13 protein-coding genes are annotated in these 17196 nt (G+C 66.0%); 8 read left to right on the top strand and 5 right to left on the bottom strand.

Annotated elements, in window-relative coordinates; genetic code table 11:
- Positions 1–328: 328 nt before the first annotated feature.
- The 3 genes from gcvT (at position 329) to D7T59_RS19455 (ending at position 3224) form a co-directional block, all read left to right on the top strand.
- Positions 329–1441, top strand: coding sequence for a glycine cleavage system aminomethyltransferase GcvT (gcvT, locus tag D7T59_RS19465; protein WP_180853357.1), 1113 nt, complete (start codon positions 329–331; stop codon positions 1439–1441).
- Between the two features lie 93 nt (positions 1442–1534).
- Positions 1535–1930, top strand: coding sequence for a glycine cleavage system protein GcvH (gcvH, locus tag D7T59_RS19460; protein WP_005410701.1), 396 nt, complete (start codon positions 1535–1537; stop codon positions 1928–1930).
- 775 nt (positions 1931–2705) lie between these two features.
- A complete protein-coding gene (locus D7T59_RS19455; protein ID WP_180882691.1) occupies positions 2706–3224 on the top strand; it encodes a hypothetical protein in 519 nt (172 codons plus the stop codon).
- Between the two features lie 84 nt (positions 3225–3308).
- Here the strand turns inward: D7T59_RS19455 and D7T59_RS19450 are convergent, their stop codons facing one another.
- Complete coding sequence (locus D7T59_RS19450) at positions 3309–4238, bottom strand: LysR substrate-binding domain-containing protein (RefSeq protein ID WP_180853355.1); 930 nt, start codon at positions 4236–4238, stop codon at positions 3309–3311.
- A 114-nt stretch (positions 4239–4352) separates the two neighbouring features.
- Between D7T59_RS19450 and D7T59_RS19445 the strand changes: the two genes are divergently transcribed.
- On the top strand, positions 4353–5111 hold the full coding sequence (locus D7T59_RS19445; protein WP_180853354.1) for an SDR family NAD(P)-dependent oxidoreductase: 759 nt from the start codon (positions 4353–4355) through the stop codon (positions 5109–5111).
- A 165-nt stretch (positions 5112–5276) separates the two neighbouring features.
- Here the strand turns inward: D7T59_RS19445 and D7T59_RS19440 are convergent, their stop codons facing one another.
- On the bottom strand, positions 5277–6677 hold the full coding sequence (locus D7T59_RS19440) for a serine hydrolase domain-containing protein (protein WP_164139387.1): 1401 nt from the start codon (positions 6675–6677) through the stop codon (positions 5277–5279).
- Positions 6678–6963: 286 nt separating this feature from the next.
- Between D7T59_RS19440 and D7T59_RS19435 the strand changes: the two genes are divergently transcribed.
- Together D7T59_RS19435 and D7T59_RS19430 are read left to right on the top strand one after the other, a co-directional pair.
- On the top strand, positions 6964–8292 hold the full coding sequence (locus tag D7T59_RS19435) for an NTP/NDP exchange transporter (protein ID WP_164139385.1): 1329 nt from the start codon (positions 6964–6966) through the stop codon (positions 8290–8292).
- A gap of 76 nt (positions 8293–8368) precedes the next feature.
- Entirely contained in the window at positions 8369–8719 is a 351-nt protein-coding gene (locus D7T59_RS19430) for a DUF1304 domain-containing protein (protein ID WP_097049591.1), read from the top strand.
- Between the two features lie 482 nt (positions 8720–9201).
- On the opposite strand, the gene D7T59_RS19425 is transcribed toward D7T59_RS19430, so the two are convergent.
- The 3 genes from D7T59_RS19425 to D7T59_RS19415 all read right to left on the bottom strand — a co-directional run bounded on the left by D7T59_RS19425 (position 9202) and on the right by D7T59_RS19415 (position 13137).
- Positions 9202–9669, bottom strand: a complete 468-nt coding sequence (locus D7T59_RS19425; RefSeq protein ID WP_164137916.1) for a hotdog fold domain-containing protein — start codon at positions 9667–9669, stop codon at positions 9202–9204.
- A gap of 76 nt (positions 9670–9745) precedes the next feature.
- Positions 9746–12223, bottom strand: a complete 2478-nt coding sequence (locus tag D7T59_RS19420) for an acyl-CoA dehydrogenase (RefSeq protein WP_164137915.1) — start codon at positions 12221–12223, stop codon at positions 9746–9748.
- Entirely contained in the window at positions 12220–13137 is a 918-nt protein-coding gene (locus tag D7T59_RS19415; protein ID WP_180853353.1) for an alpha/beta fold hydrolase, read from the bottom strand. The genes D7T59_RS19420 and D7T59_RS19415 overlap by 4 nt, the downstream gene beginning before the upstream one ends.
- A gap of 141 nt (positions 13138–13278) precedes the next feature.
- On the opposite strand from D7T59_RS19415, the gene D7T59_RS19410 reads away from it, so the two are divergent.
- Positions 13279–13878 carry a TetR/AcrR family transcriptional regulator gene (locus D7T59_RS19410; protein WP_005410690.1) on the top strand — a complete coding sequence of 200 codons (600 nt, stop codon included), beginning with the start codon at positions 13279–13281 and terminating at the stop codon, positions 13876–13878.
- 240 nt (positions 13879–14118) lie between these two features.
- Positions 14119–17076, top strand: coding sequence for a TonB-dependent receptor domain-containing protein (locus tag D7T59_RS19405; protein ID WP_180853352.1), 2958 nt, complete (start codon positions 14119–14121; stop codon positions 17074–17076).
- The last annotated feature ends 120 nt before the right edge of the window (positions 17077–17196 follow it).

The following is a 17196-nucleotide window of genomic DNA, read 5'->3' as shown; positions in this document are numbered from 1 at the left end:
GGGGGGGGCGCCCCCCCCCCCCCCCCCCCACTCCCCCCCCCCCCCCCCCCCCCCCCCCCCCCCCCCCCCCCCCCCCCCCCCCMCCCCCGACAGTTTCCGTGCGCGTCCAGCCCACGGAAAAAGAAGATGAGCAAAGAGCAAAAGCACTCGCTCCGACCCGCCCAGGCCGAGTCGATCCAGAGCCGATGAACTCAGGCTTTGCGCTCCAGTCGTAGAAAGCGGCGCCGACCGCAGGCCGGCCAAACACCCCGCTGCGCTGCGGCGCGACCTGCGGGCGACCGATCTGGGATAATGGGGATTCTTGTTTCCTCTGCTGCCGGACCCGGTCATGACCCAGAAGACGCTGCTCAACGATACCCACCGCGCCCTCGGCGCCAAGATGGTCGATTTCGGGGGTTGGGACATGCCCATCCACTACGGCTCGCAGCTGGACGAGCACCACCTGGTGCGCCGCGAGTCGGGTGTGTTCGACGTCAGCCACATGACCGTGGTCGACCTGCGCGGTGACCAGGTCAAGCCGTTCCTGCGCCGCCTGCTGGCCAACTCGGTCGACAAGCTGAAGGTGCCGGGCAAGGCGCTGTACTCGTGCATGCTGAATCCGCGCGGCGGCGTCATCGACGACCTGATCGTCTACTACCTGGCCGACGATTTCTTCCGCATGGTGGTCAACGCCTCCACCCGCGAAAAGGACCTGGCCTGGCTGCGCGAGCAGGCCGCGCCGTTCGGCGTCAGCGTCGAGCAGCGCCCGGACCTGGCCATCCTGGCCGTGCAGGGCCCGCAGGCGCGCGAGATCGTGATCGGCCTGGCCGCCGAATCCGACCGCGCAGCGCTGGCCAAGCTGGGCCGCTTCGCCGCCCTGCAGGTGCAGTCCGACGACGGCGTCGAGCTGTTCGTCGCCCGCACCGGCTACACCGGCGAAGACGGCTTCGAAATCCTGCTGCCGCAGGACGCCGTGGTCGCGTTCTGGAACCGCCTGCTGGCAGCAGGCGTGAAGCCGGCTGGCCTCGGCGCGCGCGACACGCTGCGCCTGGAAGCCGGCATGAACCTGTACGGCCAGGACATGGACGAAGAGATCAGCCCGTACGAAGCGGCGCTGGCCTGGACGGTGTCGCTGGACGAAGGCCGCGACTTCATCGGCCGCGACGTGCTGGAAGCGCAGAAGGCTGCCGGCACCGCGCGCCAGATGATCGGCCTGGTGATGGACGAGAAGGGCGTGCTGCGCCACGGCCAGGCGGTGACCACCGCTGGCGGCCAGGGCGAGATCCTGTCCGGCACGTTCTCGCCGACCCTGGCCAAGGGCATCGCCTTCGCCCGCGTACCGGCCGGTGAACTCGGCGAGGTCACCGTCGACATCCGCGGCCGGCAGGTGCCGGTGCGCGTGGTCAAGTTCCCGTTCGTGCGCGAAGGCCAGGCCCAGCCGGGCGTGCTCGCCGACGCCTGATCCGAACATGCCGGTCGTCACTGACAGCAGTGGCGGCCGGTTGGTTACACTAGCCCCGTTTTTTCCACCCCTGCATATCTCTGGAGCAGTCCCATGAGCGAGATCCCCGGCGACCTCAAGTTCCTCAAGTCCCATGAGTGGGCCCGTGTCGAAGGCAATGGCCGCGTCACCGTCGGTATTTCCGACCACGCCCAGGGCCTGCTGGGTGACCTGGTCTACGTCGAACTGCCGGAAGTCGGCGCCGACGCCAAGGCCGGCGAACAGATCGCCGTCGTCGAGTCGGTGAAGGCCGCCTCGGACGTCTACAGCCCGATCAGCGGCAAGGTTGTCGAGGTCAACTCGGCCCTGTCCGACAAGCCGGAAACCATCAACGAAGATGCCTACGGCGAAGGCTGGATGTTCGTGGTCGAACTGACCAACGCTGAAGAGGTCAACGAACTGCTGGACCCGGACGCGTACGCCGAAGCCCTGGAGAACGACGACCACTGAGTCGTCGTTCCCGGGTTCTGCAACGGCCACCTTCGGGTGGCCGTTTTTGTTTTGGCGAGCACGTCGGGCTCATGACGCAGGGTTTGCTGCGCGCCCTCGACGCGGCATCAGCAGACCCGCGAACGGTGCCGAGGGGTGTGCGCAGTTTTGCGCAAATCCGCGTTTCCACCCCGCGCCGACGCGTCCGGATGTGAAAACTTTTCGCCCCCCGTTGCGGTGCCGTTGTGCTGGCGTTGGTGCGGGCGGCGACCGCTGCTGGCGATGCGTGCATGCAGTGGCCGCCAACATGCATGCATCTGCGCAGAGTGCTTATTTCAAGTGCTTTTTGTTCAAGGCTTGCGTTGTTGTCGTTGCAGGCAACGTGCGTGCGTGGCGCTTTGGTGGTCGTCGGAGGCGGAGCGTGGTGACCGTGCAGGCAACACCGTGGATGGCGCGGATGTGAAAATTTTTCGCGGGGGTTGTTGACAGTAAAAAAAACCGTGATTAGGTTTCGCCTCAGCAGACCTTGCCTGCCCAACCGAGTGCGCAGAATCAATCGTCCGATGCGAAGCAGCCCCTTCAAGACCACCGCGACCCTGATGACGGTGGACATGGCCCCGCTTCCCCCGGAGAAATGCAAGGCACCTCCCGTTCCGATGCCCGCTCCGCCGATCGAGGCGGGCATTGCCGTATCCGTAACGGCGCGCTTGACGCGCCGGCGGTCCCCGCACGCAGCATCCGCGGGTTTGATCCACCTGGGCGTTTCAACTCCCTATCACTGACGAGGAGCCATCCCATGGCAACCAAGAAAGCTGCGAAGAAGAAGCCCGCCGCCAAGAAAGCGGTGAAGAAGGTCGCGAAGAAGGCCGCTGCCAAGAAGGCAGTGAAGAAGGTCGCGAAGAAGGCGACCGCCAAGAAGGCAGTGAAGAAGGCTGCGAAGAAGGTCGCCAAGAAGACCACTGCGAAGAAGGCAGTGAAGAAGGCGGCGAAGAAGGTAGCCAAGAAGTCCACTGCCAAGAAGGCCGTCAAGAAGACCGCCAAGAAGGCCGTCAAGAAGGWAGCCAAGAAGGCCACCAAGAAGACTGCCAAGAAGGCAACGGCCCGCAAGCCTGCCAAGAAGGTCGCGAAGAAGGCGACTGCCAAGAAGGCCGTCAAGAAGACTGCCAAGAAGGCAGTAAAGAAGACCGCGAAGAAGGCCACCAAGAAGGCTGCCCCGAAGAAGGCAGCGAAGAAGGTTGCCAAGCGCAAGCCGGCCGCCCGCAAGAAGAAGGCCGCTCCGGTCGCTCTGCCGGCAACCCCGGCGCCGCTGATCTAAGTACTTCCCGATAGCCGCATCCTGAAACCCCCTTCCCTGGCTGCCCAGCGGGGAGGGGGTTTTTTTATGGGGCCATCTGTAGCGTCAAGCCATGCTCGACAGCCTTTCTGAGGGTTGACGCCAGCGGTGCGGCGCCGGTGGAAAACGCTCCACCAGGAAATCGATGAAGCTGCGCAGGCGGGTCGAGTGGTAGCGGTCGTGGGCGTAGACCACGTGCATCGGCCGACCGGTCTGGCCATGCTCCGGGAACAGCTGCACCAGGCGCCCGGCGTCGACGTCGGCAGCCAGCAGCAGCGCCGACTGCAGGATGATGCCCATGTCATGCAACGCCGCCGAGCGCAGGGCTTCGCCGTTGTTGATCCGCAGGCGACCCGCGGGCACATGGCCGAGCCCGCCAGCATCGGCCTGCAGCCACTGCGCCAGTGCGCCGGGTTCGAAGGACAGGCATTGGTGCCGGGCAAGCGCCTGCAGGTCGGAGGGCGTACCGTGCCGGGCGAGGTATCCGGGCGAGGCGCACATCATCAATCGATAGGGCGTCAGCGCACGTGCGACCAGCGTGCTGCTGTCAGCCAGTGTGCCGATTCGCAGGGCTGCTTCGAAACCTTCCTCGGCGAGGTCGACGACGCGGTCGGTCAGTACCGCGTCGACGCGCACGTCGGGGCAGCGCGCCATGTAATCGACCAGTGCCGGTAGCAGTGCATGCGTGCCGAAGATCACCGGCGCGCTGATGCGCAGCGTGCCTGCAGGTGCCAGGTGCTGGTGCTGGGCCTGTGCATCGGTTTCCTCCACCAGCCGCAGGATCTCCCTGCAGCGGGCGTAGTACTCCTCGCCGAACGGCGTCATGTGCTGGCGTCGGGTGGTACGACTGAGCAACTGCATGCCGAGCCGTGCCTCCAATGCGCGCAGGTGCTTGCCGGCCATCGTCGCGGAGATGTCCAGTGCCGCCGCCGCAGCGCTGAGGCTGCCCTTGTCCACGATCAGCACGTAGACCTGCATGCTCTCCAGCAGGTTCATCTGACACTCCGGGTGTTGAATGCTGAAACCTGTGCGGAGTTTATCAATCAGGGGTGATCAAACAGCATGCACCGCACGGGCCGGATGCACCGGCTGGCTGATTGGGAGAACACCATGGATCTGGGGCTTGAAGGGCGTACCGCGCTGGTCACCGGGGCGGGTAGTGGCATCGGTGCCGGTGTGGCCAGGTTGCTGGCGGCACAGGGAGTACGCATTGCGATCAGCGCACGGCGTGCCGAGCCGCTGCATGCACTGGCGGCGGAGATCGAATCTGCAGGCGCGCCGCCACCGATCGTCCTGCTGGGCGACGTCACCGATGCGCAGCAGGTACGCCACATTGCGGATGCAGCCTCGGCGGCACTGACGCGTGTCGACATCCTGGTGAATGCGGCTGGAGGAGGCCGGCCGACCACGGTGGATGCGGAGGACGATGTCTGGGAGGAAGCCATGGCCTTGAACTTCTCTGCGGCACGACGCCTGACCCAGGCACTGCTGCCGGCGATGCAGGCGCAGGGCTGGGGGCGGGTGATCAACCTCAGCGGTTCGATGGAGCCGCGCGCGGTGAATGCTGCCACGGCGGCGAAGGCGGCGTTGCATCTGTGGAGCAAAGGGCTGTCGTCGGCGCTGGCCTCACAGGGCATCACGGTCAATGCAATCGCGCCGGGACGCATCAACAGTGCCCAGATCCGGGACCGGCTGCATCCCACCGAGGAAAGCCGGCGTGAGTTCATCGAACGCAACATTCCGATCGGGCGCTTCGGCGAGCCGGCGGAGGTGGCGCCACTGGTGGCCTTCCTGGCCTCGCCCTTGGCCGGCTACATCACCGGCGCGGTGATTCCGGTGGACGGGGGCATGCACTACTTCGCGCACTAGCGTTGCGGAGCTGTAGAGCCGAGCCCACGCTCGGCTGCTTTTCGCATCTGTAGAGCCGAGCCATGCTCGGCTGATTCAAGCAGCCGAGCGTGGGCTCGGCTCTACAAGACAAGAAAAAGGGCGACCCATGGGCCGCCCTTCATGCTTACGGTCGAGCCCGCCAACTCAGCGCGGTGACGCCACCGCGCGGTTGCTCGAGGCGCCCTTGCCCTTGCGCTTGTCCTGCTGCGCCGGGCTTGCGCCTTCGGCCATCAGGTTGTCGCTGCCGAAGTCGGTGTCCACATCCAGCCAGCGCTGTGCCGGCAGGCCGAGTGCGGAATCGAGCACGGTCGGCAGCAGGCCGCTGGGCAGGCCGCTTTCGCCGTTCCACATGATGGCGATGCCGAGATCGCGTTCCGGCACCAATGCCACCAGGCCGCGGTAGCCCTGCACGGCGCCGGCATGGAACACCACGTCGTGGCCGGCATAGTCGAAGGTGCGCCAGCCCAGCGCGTAACCGGCCGAGTGCAGGCGCTCGCGGCGCCAGCCCGAACGCATCTCGCCGGGGGTGTTGATCAGGCTGGAGTGCAGGGTGGCCAGCAGCGGCGCCGGCAGCACGTCAGGACGGTGGCCGGTGTGGGCGAGCAGCCACTGCGCCATGTCGCTGGCGCTGGCATTGACGCCAGCAGCCGGGGCCACGCGGTAGTAGGTCGGCTTCGGCGTCAGCGACACCCAGCCGTTGCGGCTGCGCACGTGCGGGCGCGCCCAGCGCGAGCTGGCCTGGATGCCGGCCAGGCCGAGGCTGGCATCATTCATGCCCAGCGGCTTGAAGATGCGGCGCTCGACCGACTGCTCGTAGAAGCTGCCGGAAGCAGCGTAGACAACGTCGCCGATCAGGCTGAAGGCCACGTTCTGGTAGGCGTAGCAGTCGCCCGGCAGGCACTTCAGGCTGGTGTTGGCCAGCTTCTGGGTCAGCGAGTAGTACTCGGCGTTGCCTTCGATGTCGCGGTCGTAAGCGTTGTAAGGCAGGCCGACGCGGTGGCTGAGCACATCGGCCACGGTCAGGCGGTCGGTGGCTTCGGGCGAGTTGAGGCGGAAGCCCGGCACGTAGTCGGTGACCTTGCTGTCCCAGCGCAGCGTACCGTCGTTGACCAGCAGGCCGGCCATGGTGCCGGCGAAGGCCTTGGACAGCGAGGCCAGGCGGAACACGGTGTGCGCATCGACCGGCAGCGGATTGTTGACGTCAGTGACGCCATAGCCGCGCGCGCTGAGGATGCGGCCGCCCTGCACGATGGCCACGGCCATGCCCGGCACGCGCTCGCCATAGGTGAGCTGCTGCGCCATTGATTCAATGTTGGCGACGTTGAAACCTGCGGCGGGCGCCTGCACCTGCGGCACCAGGCCGGTGCGGTAGGCCGCCGGTTGGGTGTGGGCCACGACGGAGGCCGCAGTGGACTCGATGTTGGCCGGCATCGGCGGCAACGGGGGCGGGGTCTGCGCGGTGGTGGACAAGGCAACAGGCATTAACATGCCCAGCAAACCGGTGGCCGCCGAACGGATCGGACGACGCAGGCTGTTCTTTTTCATCGTTGTGACCCGTGCGCGACTGCTGATGGCGATTCTAGCGCCGCTTTTCCCTTGTGCACAAACAAAGCGAAGATGAATGCGCATCTCGTTGAAAAAGTTGGAATTTTGACGCCCCGAAGGCGTGTGTCGGAACGTGTCGTCCGGGCGGGGCCGTGACACTGCGTTGCAGCCTTCTGCGTGGCTGCTGCTGGCGATGTTGCAGTGCATTGGCTAACGTACGCGCTTCACCGCCCCCGGAGCCTGCCATGCCGCTGTCCAACCGCCGTCGTCAGGCGAGGGACGCCGCGTGAGTGCGGTACGGGGCAAAGGGCCGCTGCAGGGCCTGACGGCGGCGCTGCGCGAGTCGCCGGCGCTGTGGTGGTCGTTCCTGTACTTCTTCTGCCTGCTCAGCGGCTACTACGTGCTGCGCCCGGTGCGCGAGGCGATGGCGGCGTCGGCGGACCTGGAAACAGTGTTCCCGCCCATGCTGATCGCCTGGTTCGAGAGCCACGGCATCGCGCTGAAGGACTTCGTCCTGCAGTTCCTGTTCTCCTGCGTGTTCGTGATCATGCTGGTGCTGCAGCCGGTCTATGGCTGGCTGGTCAGCCGCTTCCCGAGGCGGGTGTTCCTGCCGGCGGTGTATGGCTTTTTCATCGTCACCCTGCTGGGTTTCTACGTGATGTTCGACAGCGGCGTGCCGGGCCGCGGCATGGCCTTCTTCTTCTGGATCACCGTCTTCAACCTGTTCGCGGTGGCGGTGTTCTGGAGCTTCATGGCCGACGTGTTCTCCAATGTGCAGGCCCGGGCTTTCTACGGATACATCGGCGCGGCGGGCACCATCGGTGCCTTCCTCGGCCCGATCATCACCAGTGCGCTGGTACAGCGCGTGGGCATCGCCAACCTGATGCTGGTGTCGGCCGGTTTCCTTGCCATCTGCCTGTTGAGCATCTGGAGGCTGCGGCACTGGGCGGTGCTTCGTGAGCAGGAGCAGCAGTTGGTGTCGGGCGAAAAACCGATGGGCGGTAGTGTGCTGGATGGCCTCAAGCTGATCGTTCGCGAACCCCTGCTGCGCTGGCTGGCGATCATGGTGGTGTTCGGCGTGGGCGTAGGAACGCTGCTCTACAACCAGCAGGCTGCCATCGTGCGGGCGGCGTTCACCGACCCCGCAGCGAGCACCGCGTTCTTTTCGCGCATCGACCTGGCGGTGAATGCGCTGGCGCTGTTGATGCAGCTGGGCCTGACCCGCTGGCTGTTGTCCCGCCACGGGATCGCACCGGCGCTGCTGATTCCCGGCTTCGCGATCCTGATTGGCTTCTCGGTGCTGGCCGCTTCGCCGATGCCCTTGCTGGTGGCGGTGGTGCAGGTGATGACCCGCGCCAGCGAATTCGCACTGGCCAAGCCGGCACGCGAGACCATCTACACCCGCGTGGACCGGCAGTGGCGCTACAAGGCCGGGGCAGCGATCGACACCGTGGTCTACCGCGGTGCGGACCTGAGCTTTGCCTGGGTGCACAAGGGCCTGTCATTGTTCGGCTCGCACGTGGTGTTCATCGGCGGCATGCTGGTGGCCGCGTGCATGACCGCCGCCGCATTCGGTGTGCTGCGCGAAGAAAAGAAACTGCCGCGCGACCGCTGATTTTCCGGGGTCAGATCCCTTTCCCGAGGGKAAAGGKATCTGACCCCATTCTTCTTCCCTGTCCAAGGAACCGCCCATGTACTGGATCGCACTCGCCCTGACCCTGGTGGTCGCCCTGCTGCACGTCTATTTCCTGGTACTGGAGATGTTCCTGTGGACCCGCCCGCTGGGCCTGAAGACGTTCCGCAATACGCCGGAGAAGGCGGAGACCACGCGCGTACTGGCGGCCAACCAGGGCCTGTACAACGGCTTCCTGGCGGCGGGCATCGTGGTGGGGCTGGTGATCGACCAGCCGGTGCTGGTGACGTTCTCGCTGGCCTGCGTGGTGGTGGCCGGGTGCTATGGCGCGTACAGCGTGAGTCGCCGTATTTTCATGATCCAGGCGGTGCCGGCGATCCTGGCGTTGGTTCTTCGCGCGGTGGCGTAGTTTCCAGCCAACGGCGCAGCCCCTCGTGGGTGGACGCGGAATGCGGGTCGTGGGTTTGGCCGGGCGGATGGGCTGGGCAGGGGACGCCGTAAACCCATCCGTGGGGGCTTGGCCGCGGCATCCATGCCGCGGACACCCCTGCCCAGCCCATCCGCCCGGCCCCTGACAGTTTCCGTGCGCGGCCAGCCCACGGAGAAGAAAAAGAAGATCAAGAGCAACAGCAACAGCAACAGCGGAAAGCAAAAGCGGCCGGTGGGCCGCTTTTGCGTTTGCTCTTCTTTTTTCTTTTGCGTGGGTGGACGCCGCAGAGATCTGTCAGAGGCCGGAGGGGTGGGGCCGGGCGGGGTATCCGCGCCATGGATGGCGCGGCTAAGCCTCCACGGACGGATTCACGGCGTCCCCGCCTGGCCCCACCCCTCCAGCCCAACCGATGAACCGCCTTCAGCGTCCACCCACGAGGGGCTGCGCCGTTCGCAGGAACACTACTTCGCCGGCGACATCCACATATCGATCACCGCGCTGAACACCTCCGTGCCCGCACGATCCCGCACACTCACCGTCACCGGCAGCGCGTAACCCTGCGCCGCCGCCACGATCGGCTGCGCCGGCAATGCCACCGCTTGCAGCGTGCCACGCGCCTTGGCCAGGTACTGCACCTGCATCCCCTTCGGAATCCAGCGCATGCCCTTCGGCAACGACGCGTCGACCATCAGCCCGGCGGTCAGCTCGGCCAGGTTGCACATCGCGATCGCGTGCACCGTGCCGATGTGGTTGCGCACCTTGCGTCGGTCGGTCAGCGTGCCTTCGCAGCGGCCGTGTTCCAGGCGGGTGATGCGCGGTGCGATGCTGGCGAAGTAGGGCGCCTTGAAGCAGACCGCGCGCGAGAACAGCCAGGTGCCGGCAGGCCAGCGTTGCAGCCGGTGGTAGAGCGAGAGCAGGGGCGTGGACATGGTCGGTGTTCCGGTCGTCGGATAGAGCGACGGCGGGCCGHGGCCCGCCGTCGAAGGCAACGCGTGTCGCGGGCGATCAGGCCGCCTGCGAATGCGGGTCCTTGTGCTGGCGGTCGTAGTAGCTGGCCGCGCGCAGTTCGTGGGTGTCGAAGTCGTCCACGGTGATCGTGTCCAGGGTCAGCGTGCGCAGCTCTTCCAGCAGGCTGCGCTCGTCCTGGGTGATCACGCCTTCGGCCACGGCTTCGTCCAGCTGCGCCTTGAAGTCCAGCGCCTCGATGCCCTTGCTCTTCAGCGCCTTCAGGAACTTGCGCTCCACCGGCTCGGCCATGATCGCCTTGCTCAGGTAGCTGTTGATGCGGCCGCCCGGGTTGTTCTCGCACGGGGTCAGGAACACGCCGCTGGCCAGGCGGTCGCGGGCTTCGTTCGGCGCCATCAGCAGGGCGGCGACGCGACGGCTCAGGCGGTCGCCCGGGGCCTCGGCACGACGGCCGAGCGGGAAGATCAGCGCCCACATCAGCCAGCCGATCGGACGGATCGGGAAGTTGCGCAGCGCGGCCGACAGCGACTCTTCGATCTTGTGCACGCTGTCATGGAAGGCCCAGGCCAGCAGCGGCTGGTCGGCCTGCGGTGCGCCTTCGTCGTGGTAGCGCTTGAGCATGGCGCTGGTCATGTAGACATGGCTCAGCACATCGCCCAGGCGGCCGGACAGCGATTCCTTGAACTTCAGTTTACCGCCGAGGGTCATCATCGAGATGTCGGCCATCAGCGCCAGGTTGGCCGAGTAACGGTCCAGCTTGCGGAAGTAGCGGCGGGTGTAGGCGTCGCCCGGGGCGGCGCCGAAGCGTGCGCCGGTCAGGCCGAACCAGAACGAACGCACGGCATTGGAGAGGCCATAGCGGATGTGGCCGAACAGGCTGCGGTCGAACTCCTGCAGGCCGGCACGGGTGTCCGGGTCCTGCGCGGCCTTCATTTCCTTCAGCACCCACGGGTGGCAGAGGATCGCACCCTGGCCGAAGATCAGCAGGCTGCGGGTCATGATGTTGGCGCCTTCCACGGTGATCGCGATCGGCGCGGCCTGCCAGCTGCGGCCGGCGAAGTTGCGCGGCCCCAGGATGATGCCCTTGCCGCCGATCACGTCCATCATGTCCGAGATCACTTCACGGCTCATGTTGGTGCAGTGGTACTTGGCGATCGCCGACGGCACCGACGGCACGTCGCCACGATCCACCGCGGCAGCGGTGGCCTGCGACAGCGCGCTGATCTTGTACGCCTTGCCGCCGATGCGGGCCAGCGCTTCTTCCACGCCCTCGAAGCGGCCGACCGACAGGCCGAACTGCTTGCGGATGCGTGCATAGGCGCCGGTCACAGCGGCGCCGGCCTTGGCGCCGCCGCTGGCGGTGGACGGCAGGGTGATCGAGCGGCCCACGGCCAGGCACTCGTTGAGCATGTTCCAGCCCTTGCCGGCCATGGCCGCGCCACCGATCAGCTGGGTCAGCGGAATGAACACGTCCTTGCCGCGGATCGGGCCGTTCTGGAACGTCGAGTTCAGCGGGAAGTGGCGACGGCCGATTTCAACGCCGGCGGTGTCGCGCGGCAGCAGGCCCAGGGTGATGCCGATGTCGCGGGTGTCGCCGATCAGGCCATCCGGGTCGTACATGCGGAACGCCAGGCCGATCAGCGAAGCGACCGGGGCCAGGGTGATGTAGCGCTTGTCGAAGGTCAGCTTGACGCCGAGCACCTGCTCGCCGTTCCACTCGCCCTTGCAGACGATGCCGTAGTCCGGAATCGAGGTGGCGTCGGAACCGGCGAACGGGCCGGTCAGGCCGAAGCAGGGCACTTCGCGGCCATCGGCCAGGCGCGGCAGGTACTGGTCCTTCTGTTCCTGGGTGCCGTAATGCACCAGCAGTTCACCCGGGCCCAGCGAGTTGGGCACGCCCACGGTGGAGCTGACCACCGAAGACACCGAGGCCAGCTTCTGGATCACCTTGTGGTGGGCCAGCGCAGAGAAGCCCAGGCCGCCGTATTCCTTCGGAATGATCATGCCGAAGAACTTGTTCTTCTTGATGAAGGCCCACAGTTCCGGCGGCAGGTCGGCGTGGACGTGGGTGATTTCCCAGTCGTTGACCATGGTGCACAGCTCTTCCACCGGGCCATCGAGGAAGGCCTGTTCCTCGGCGGTCAGCTGCGGCTTCGGGTAATTGAGCAGGATGTTCCAGTCCGGATCACCGGTGAACAGCTCGCCCTCGAAGCCGACCGAGCCGGTTTCCAGCGCGATGCGCTCGGTCTGCGACAGCGGCGGCAGCACCTTGCGGAACACCTTCATCATCGGGCCGGTCAGCAGCGGCTTGCGGATGAACGGCAGCAGCAGCGGCACGGCGATGACGGCCAACACGGCAGCAGCCACGATCGTGGCGGTCTGGTTGACGTAGGGGATGAACCAGCAGGCGACCAGCAGCGCCACGCTGATCAGCGTCCAGGTAACCAGCCGCATGCGGTGGTAGGCGACGAACGCGCCTGCCAGCAGCAGGGCGAGGAAGGGAAGAACGATGCTCATGAGCGTGCTCCGGTGACGTGCTCGTTTGTGGCGGACGAAGCCGCAGCATCCGCTGCGGGCAACACGTCCAGATAGTCCAACACAGTAGCGGTAAAGGCGTCGTTGTCATCGCCGGCGACCATGTGCGTGGCCTGCGGCAGCTGTACATGGCGCGCGTGCGGCGCCAACGCCAGGAATTCGGCCACGGTCTGCGGCGTGACCAGGTCGCTGCGGCCGCCGCTGACCAGCAGCAGCGGGCACTTCACCTGGCGTGCGGCCTCGGCCAGCGCATCCTGGTGCTGCTCGCTGTCGCGCGCCAGTTCGGCCACCAGGCGCGGGTCCCAGTGCCAGCGCCAGCGGCCGTGGCCGTCCTCGCGCAGCAGTGCGCGCAGCGACTGCTCGGATTTGCGCGGACGGTGCGGCATGTAGGCCGAGATCACATCGGCGGCCTGGGCAAGCGAGGCGAAGCCATCGGGGTGGGCGGTCATGAAGGCCAGGATGCGTTCAACACCGGCGGTATCCCAACGTGGGGTGATGTCCACCAGCACCATCGCCGAGAACAGGCCCGGCCAGCGCGATTCGGCCAGCAGGCCGAACAGGCCGCCCATCGAGGCTGCGACCAGCACCGGCGGGCGCGGCTGTTCCCCGGCCAGCACGATCAGGTCATCAGCGAACTGTTCGCCGTGATAGGGCAGTTCGGCGGCATTCCAGTCCGAATCGCCGTGGCCACGCGCGTCGTAGGCCAGCGTCTGCAGCCCCGCCGCAGACAGGGCCCGCGCGGTGGCGTTCCAGGCATGCCGGGTCTGGCCGAAGCCATGCGCGAACAACACCCGGCCACGGCGGCCATGGTCGCTGGCAGTCGCGGCCAGGCGCGCGCCATGGGCGGCCTCCAGGCGAAGATCATGGAACGCAGCGGGAGTAGGGGACGTAACCATACTTGCTAGTATGGATCGCTCGTGGGGGAAGTCAATACTGCACGGTATGGTGCGCTGCGGCAGCTGACCCGGCGGGCGCCGCGACGGTTTCGGCCGCAACCGCGTACTGCAACGAACCCCGGCGTATGGTTAAATCAGCCCATGAATCAACCTGACGCTTCCGCCGGCGAACCGCGCGCCGGCCGCAACAGCCGCCTGAGTGCCGAAGACTGGGCCCAGGCAGCTCTCGATCTGATTGCTGAACAAGGTGTGGGTGCCGTCGCGGTGGAACCGTTGGCGCGGCGCCTGGGCGTGACCAAGGGCAGTTTCTACTGGCACTTCCCCTCGCGTGATGCACTGCTGCAGGCGGCGCTGGAACGCTGGGAACTGTTCGAACAGGAACAGGTATTCGGCAGCCTGGAGGACGTGCCGGACCCGCGCGTGCGCCTGCGCCAGTTGTTCCAGATGGTGGCGCACGAAGTGCAGCCGCACATCATCTACAGCGAACTGCTGAAGGCGCTGGACCACCCGATGGTGCGCCCGGTGATCGACCGCGTGTCGCAGCGCCGGCTCGACTACCTGGTTGCTTCGTTCCGCCAGGCCGGGCTCAGTTCCACCGATGCACGCCATCGCGCGCGCCTGGCCTATGCGGCCTACGTCGGCTTCCTGCAGCTTTCGCTGCAGCTGCAGCAACCCAAGCAGGCCCGCGAGGATTTCGAGGCCTATGTCGAGCATCTGATCGAGACGCTCATTCCCAGCTGAATGGGAAAATGACGCCCTGCAAGTGCCGAATGCGCCTTGCAGGGCGACTTCGGCGACTTCAATGCGCCAACGTATGTCGTAGTGAGATCGGTTTCACGCGATTTGGGCGTTTTCTTAACGACTCTTTAATTCCAGATCAAGTGTGGCTACTATCGGGTCACCAGCCGTTTTTTGTGCCTCCCTTTTGGGGTACGTCGGTTGGACTCAGCACACAACCCAAGATCCATGGAGAGAGAGCCCATGAAGTTGAACAGCAACAAGCTGCGCGATGCTGTGTGCGTCGCGCTGGCGGCCAGCGCCGCATCCGTTGCCGGTACCGGTGTGGCGTCTGCCCAGACCGCCACCAACCTGGACCGCATCGAAGTCACCGGTTCGCGCATCCGTACCGTCGACGTCGAAACCGCCCAGCCGGTCCTGACCCTCAACCGCGCAGACATCGAGAAGCAGGGCTTCTCGTCGGTCGCTGACATCCTGCAGAACATCAGCGCCGTGGGTACGCCGCCGATCAGCCGTGCCCAGCCGCTGTCCTCGGGCGAAGCCGTCGGCGGCACCTACATCAGCCTGCGTGACCTGGGTGCCACCCGTACCCTGGTGCTGCTCAACGGCAAGCGCCTGGGCATCACCACCGGTGGCCTGCAGGACATCTCGACCGTGCCGGTCTCGGCCATCGAGCGCATCGAAGTGCTGAAGGACGGCGCTTCGTCGATCTACGGTTCCGATGCCATCGCCGGCGTCATCAACATCATCACCCGTACCAACTTCGAAGGCGCCACCGGCAGCGTCTACTACGGCCAGTACAGTGAAGGCGACGGTGCCACCCGCACCATGGACTTCACCATGGGCGTGAAGGGTGAGCGCGGTTCGCTGACCATCGGTGCCGAGTACGCCAAGGAAGACAAGGTGCGGGCGGCGGATCGTCCGTACGGTGCCTTCCCGCGCAGCGCCAACCACCCGGACTTCGGCTGGACCACCGTCGGTGAATTCGGCGGTTTCGTCAGCCGTCCGGCCGATGGCCTGCCGGGCGTCACCTATCCGGCGGCCAGCGCGAGCAACCCGAACCGCGAAGTGCGCGTGATCCTGCGTGAGGGCGGCAACGCGAGCAACAAGGCCGACTACATCGCGCAGAACGTCAACAGCTTCTCCACCCAGGACAAGACCAACACCAACCTGCAGACCGACCTGCGTACCCCGCAGGAACGTCGTGCAGTGTTCGTCGATGGCATCTACGACCTGACCGACAACGTGCGCCTGCGCACCAACATGCTGTACAGCTTCCGCGATTCGAACCGCCAGATCGCCGGCTATCCGTACGGCGCACTGGCCTTCGGCTCGCCGATTTCGGCCAGCAGTGTGTTCAATCCGCTGGGCGCCGACATCGCCAACTGGTGGCGTCGTACTTCGGAAGTGCCGCGCAACACCCGCGCCGAGCTGACCACCTTCCGCTTCAGCGGTGGCCTGGAAGGCAGCTTCGAGTTCTCCGACCGCCTGTTCGACTGGGATGTCGGCTACCTGTACAACAACAACAAGCTGGTCCAGACCAGCACCGGCGACCTCAACCTGACCGCGCTGCGTGCGGCGGTGGGTCCGTCGTTCATCAACAGCAGCGGCGTGGCGCAGTGCGGTACCGTGGCCAACCCGATCGGGTTGAACCAGTGCGTGCCGTACAACCCGTTCCTGCATGCCGGCATCCAGAGCAATGGTGCCAATGGCGCATTGACCGGCAATACCGCCCTGCAGAACCTGCTGTTCCCGTCCGCGCACTCCACCGCCGAGACCACCACCAAGGTCGTCACCGCCAACCTGGCCGGCAGCCTGTTCACCCTGCCGGCCGGCGACCTGGGCTTCGCCGTTGGTATCGAACACCGCAAGGAAACGGGCAGCTTCAGCCCGGATGCACTGGTGCAGTCGGGCAACACCTCCGGCCTGGCCAACTTCCCCACCGGTGGCGGCTACAAGGTTGACGAAGTCTATGCCGAGTTCAACGTGCCGATCCTGGCCGACCTGCCGGGCGCCCGCGAGCTGAGCCTCAACGCGGCCACCCGTCATTCGGACTACGACACCTTCGGCACCACGCTGAACAGCAAGTTCGGCTTCAAGTGGAAGCCGATCGACTCGCTGCTGGTCCGCGGTACCTGGGCGGAGGGCTTCCGTGCCCCGACCATCGCCGACCTGTACAGCGGCGGCTCGCAGTCGTTCGACTTCTTCACCGATCCGTGCGACGTGGTCTACGGTGCTTCGCGCACCAACCCTGCGGTGCGTGCCCGTTGCGCCGCCGCACTGCCGGCCGGCGTAAGCGCTGCCAACTTCCGCCAGCAGCAGCAGGGCTTCACCCCGACCACCGCTGCGTCGTCGCAGACCCCGCTGGCCTTCGTCTCCGGTTCCAACGACCAGCTGACCCCGGAAACCTCGACGTCCAAGACCCTGGGCTTCGTCTGGAGCCCGGGTTTCATCCAGAACTTCAACATGTCGCTGGACTGGTGGGAAATCCGCGTCGAGAACACCATCATCTCGGACACGGCCAACCTGATCCTCAACGACTGCTACATCAACGATATCGCGGCACGCTGCTCGGCGTTCACGCGTGACCCGGTGACCGGCATCGTCAACAACCTCAAGCGCACCGGCATCAACGCCGGTTACCGCGAGGTGGAAGGCTTCGACCTGGATGTCAGCTACCGCCTGCCGACCGATCGTTTCGGCAACTTCAGCGCGCAGTGGACCAGCACCTACACCTCGCGTGATGACCTGGTCACCACCAAGAACGCGGTCACCCATCCGAACCCCCGCACCGGCGTGGGCTGGGCTGGCTACGCCTTCCGCGTGCGTTCGAACCTGAACCTGGGTTGGGAAATGGGTGACTTCGGCGCCAGCTGGACCGTCCGTTACTTCTCCGGCATGAAGGAAGCGTGCCTGAGTGCCGTGACGTTCCCGGAAGAGTGCAACCTGCCGAACTACGCTTCGCCGAACAACCAGGGCGTGGCGGTGGGCAGCGCGACCAACCAGCGTGGCGCGACCGTGTTCAACGACGTCCAGCTGCGCTGGAACGCACCGTGGAATGCGACCGTGGCCGTGGGTGCCAACAACGTGTTCGGCCGCGTGGGCCCGACCATGTACAGCCAGCCGAGCGCGAACGTCTCCTACTACGGTGGCTTCGACATCGGTCGCTTCCTGTACATGAAGTACACCCAGCGCTTCTGATCGCGGCGTAATCGGTACGTGTGACATGGCCACGCCCCGAAAGGGGCGTGGCTTTTTTCATGGGACAGGCAGGCTTGATGGCGCAGGCACACCGCGCAGCCCGCGCTGGGCCAGGCCCGC

The sequence above is a fragment of the Stenotrophomonas maltophilia genome, assembly GCF_013464915.1.
GTDB lineage: Bacteria > Pseudomonadota > Gammaproteobacteria > Xanthomonadales > Xanthomonadaceae > Stenotrophomonas > Stenotrophomonas maltophilia_AT.
Note: the sequence above shows the minus strand (reverse complement) of the source record. Positions and strands in the feature narration are given on the sequence as shown.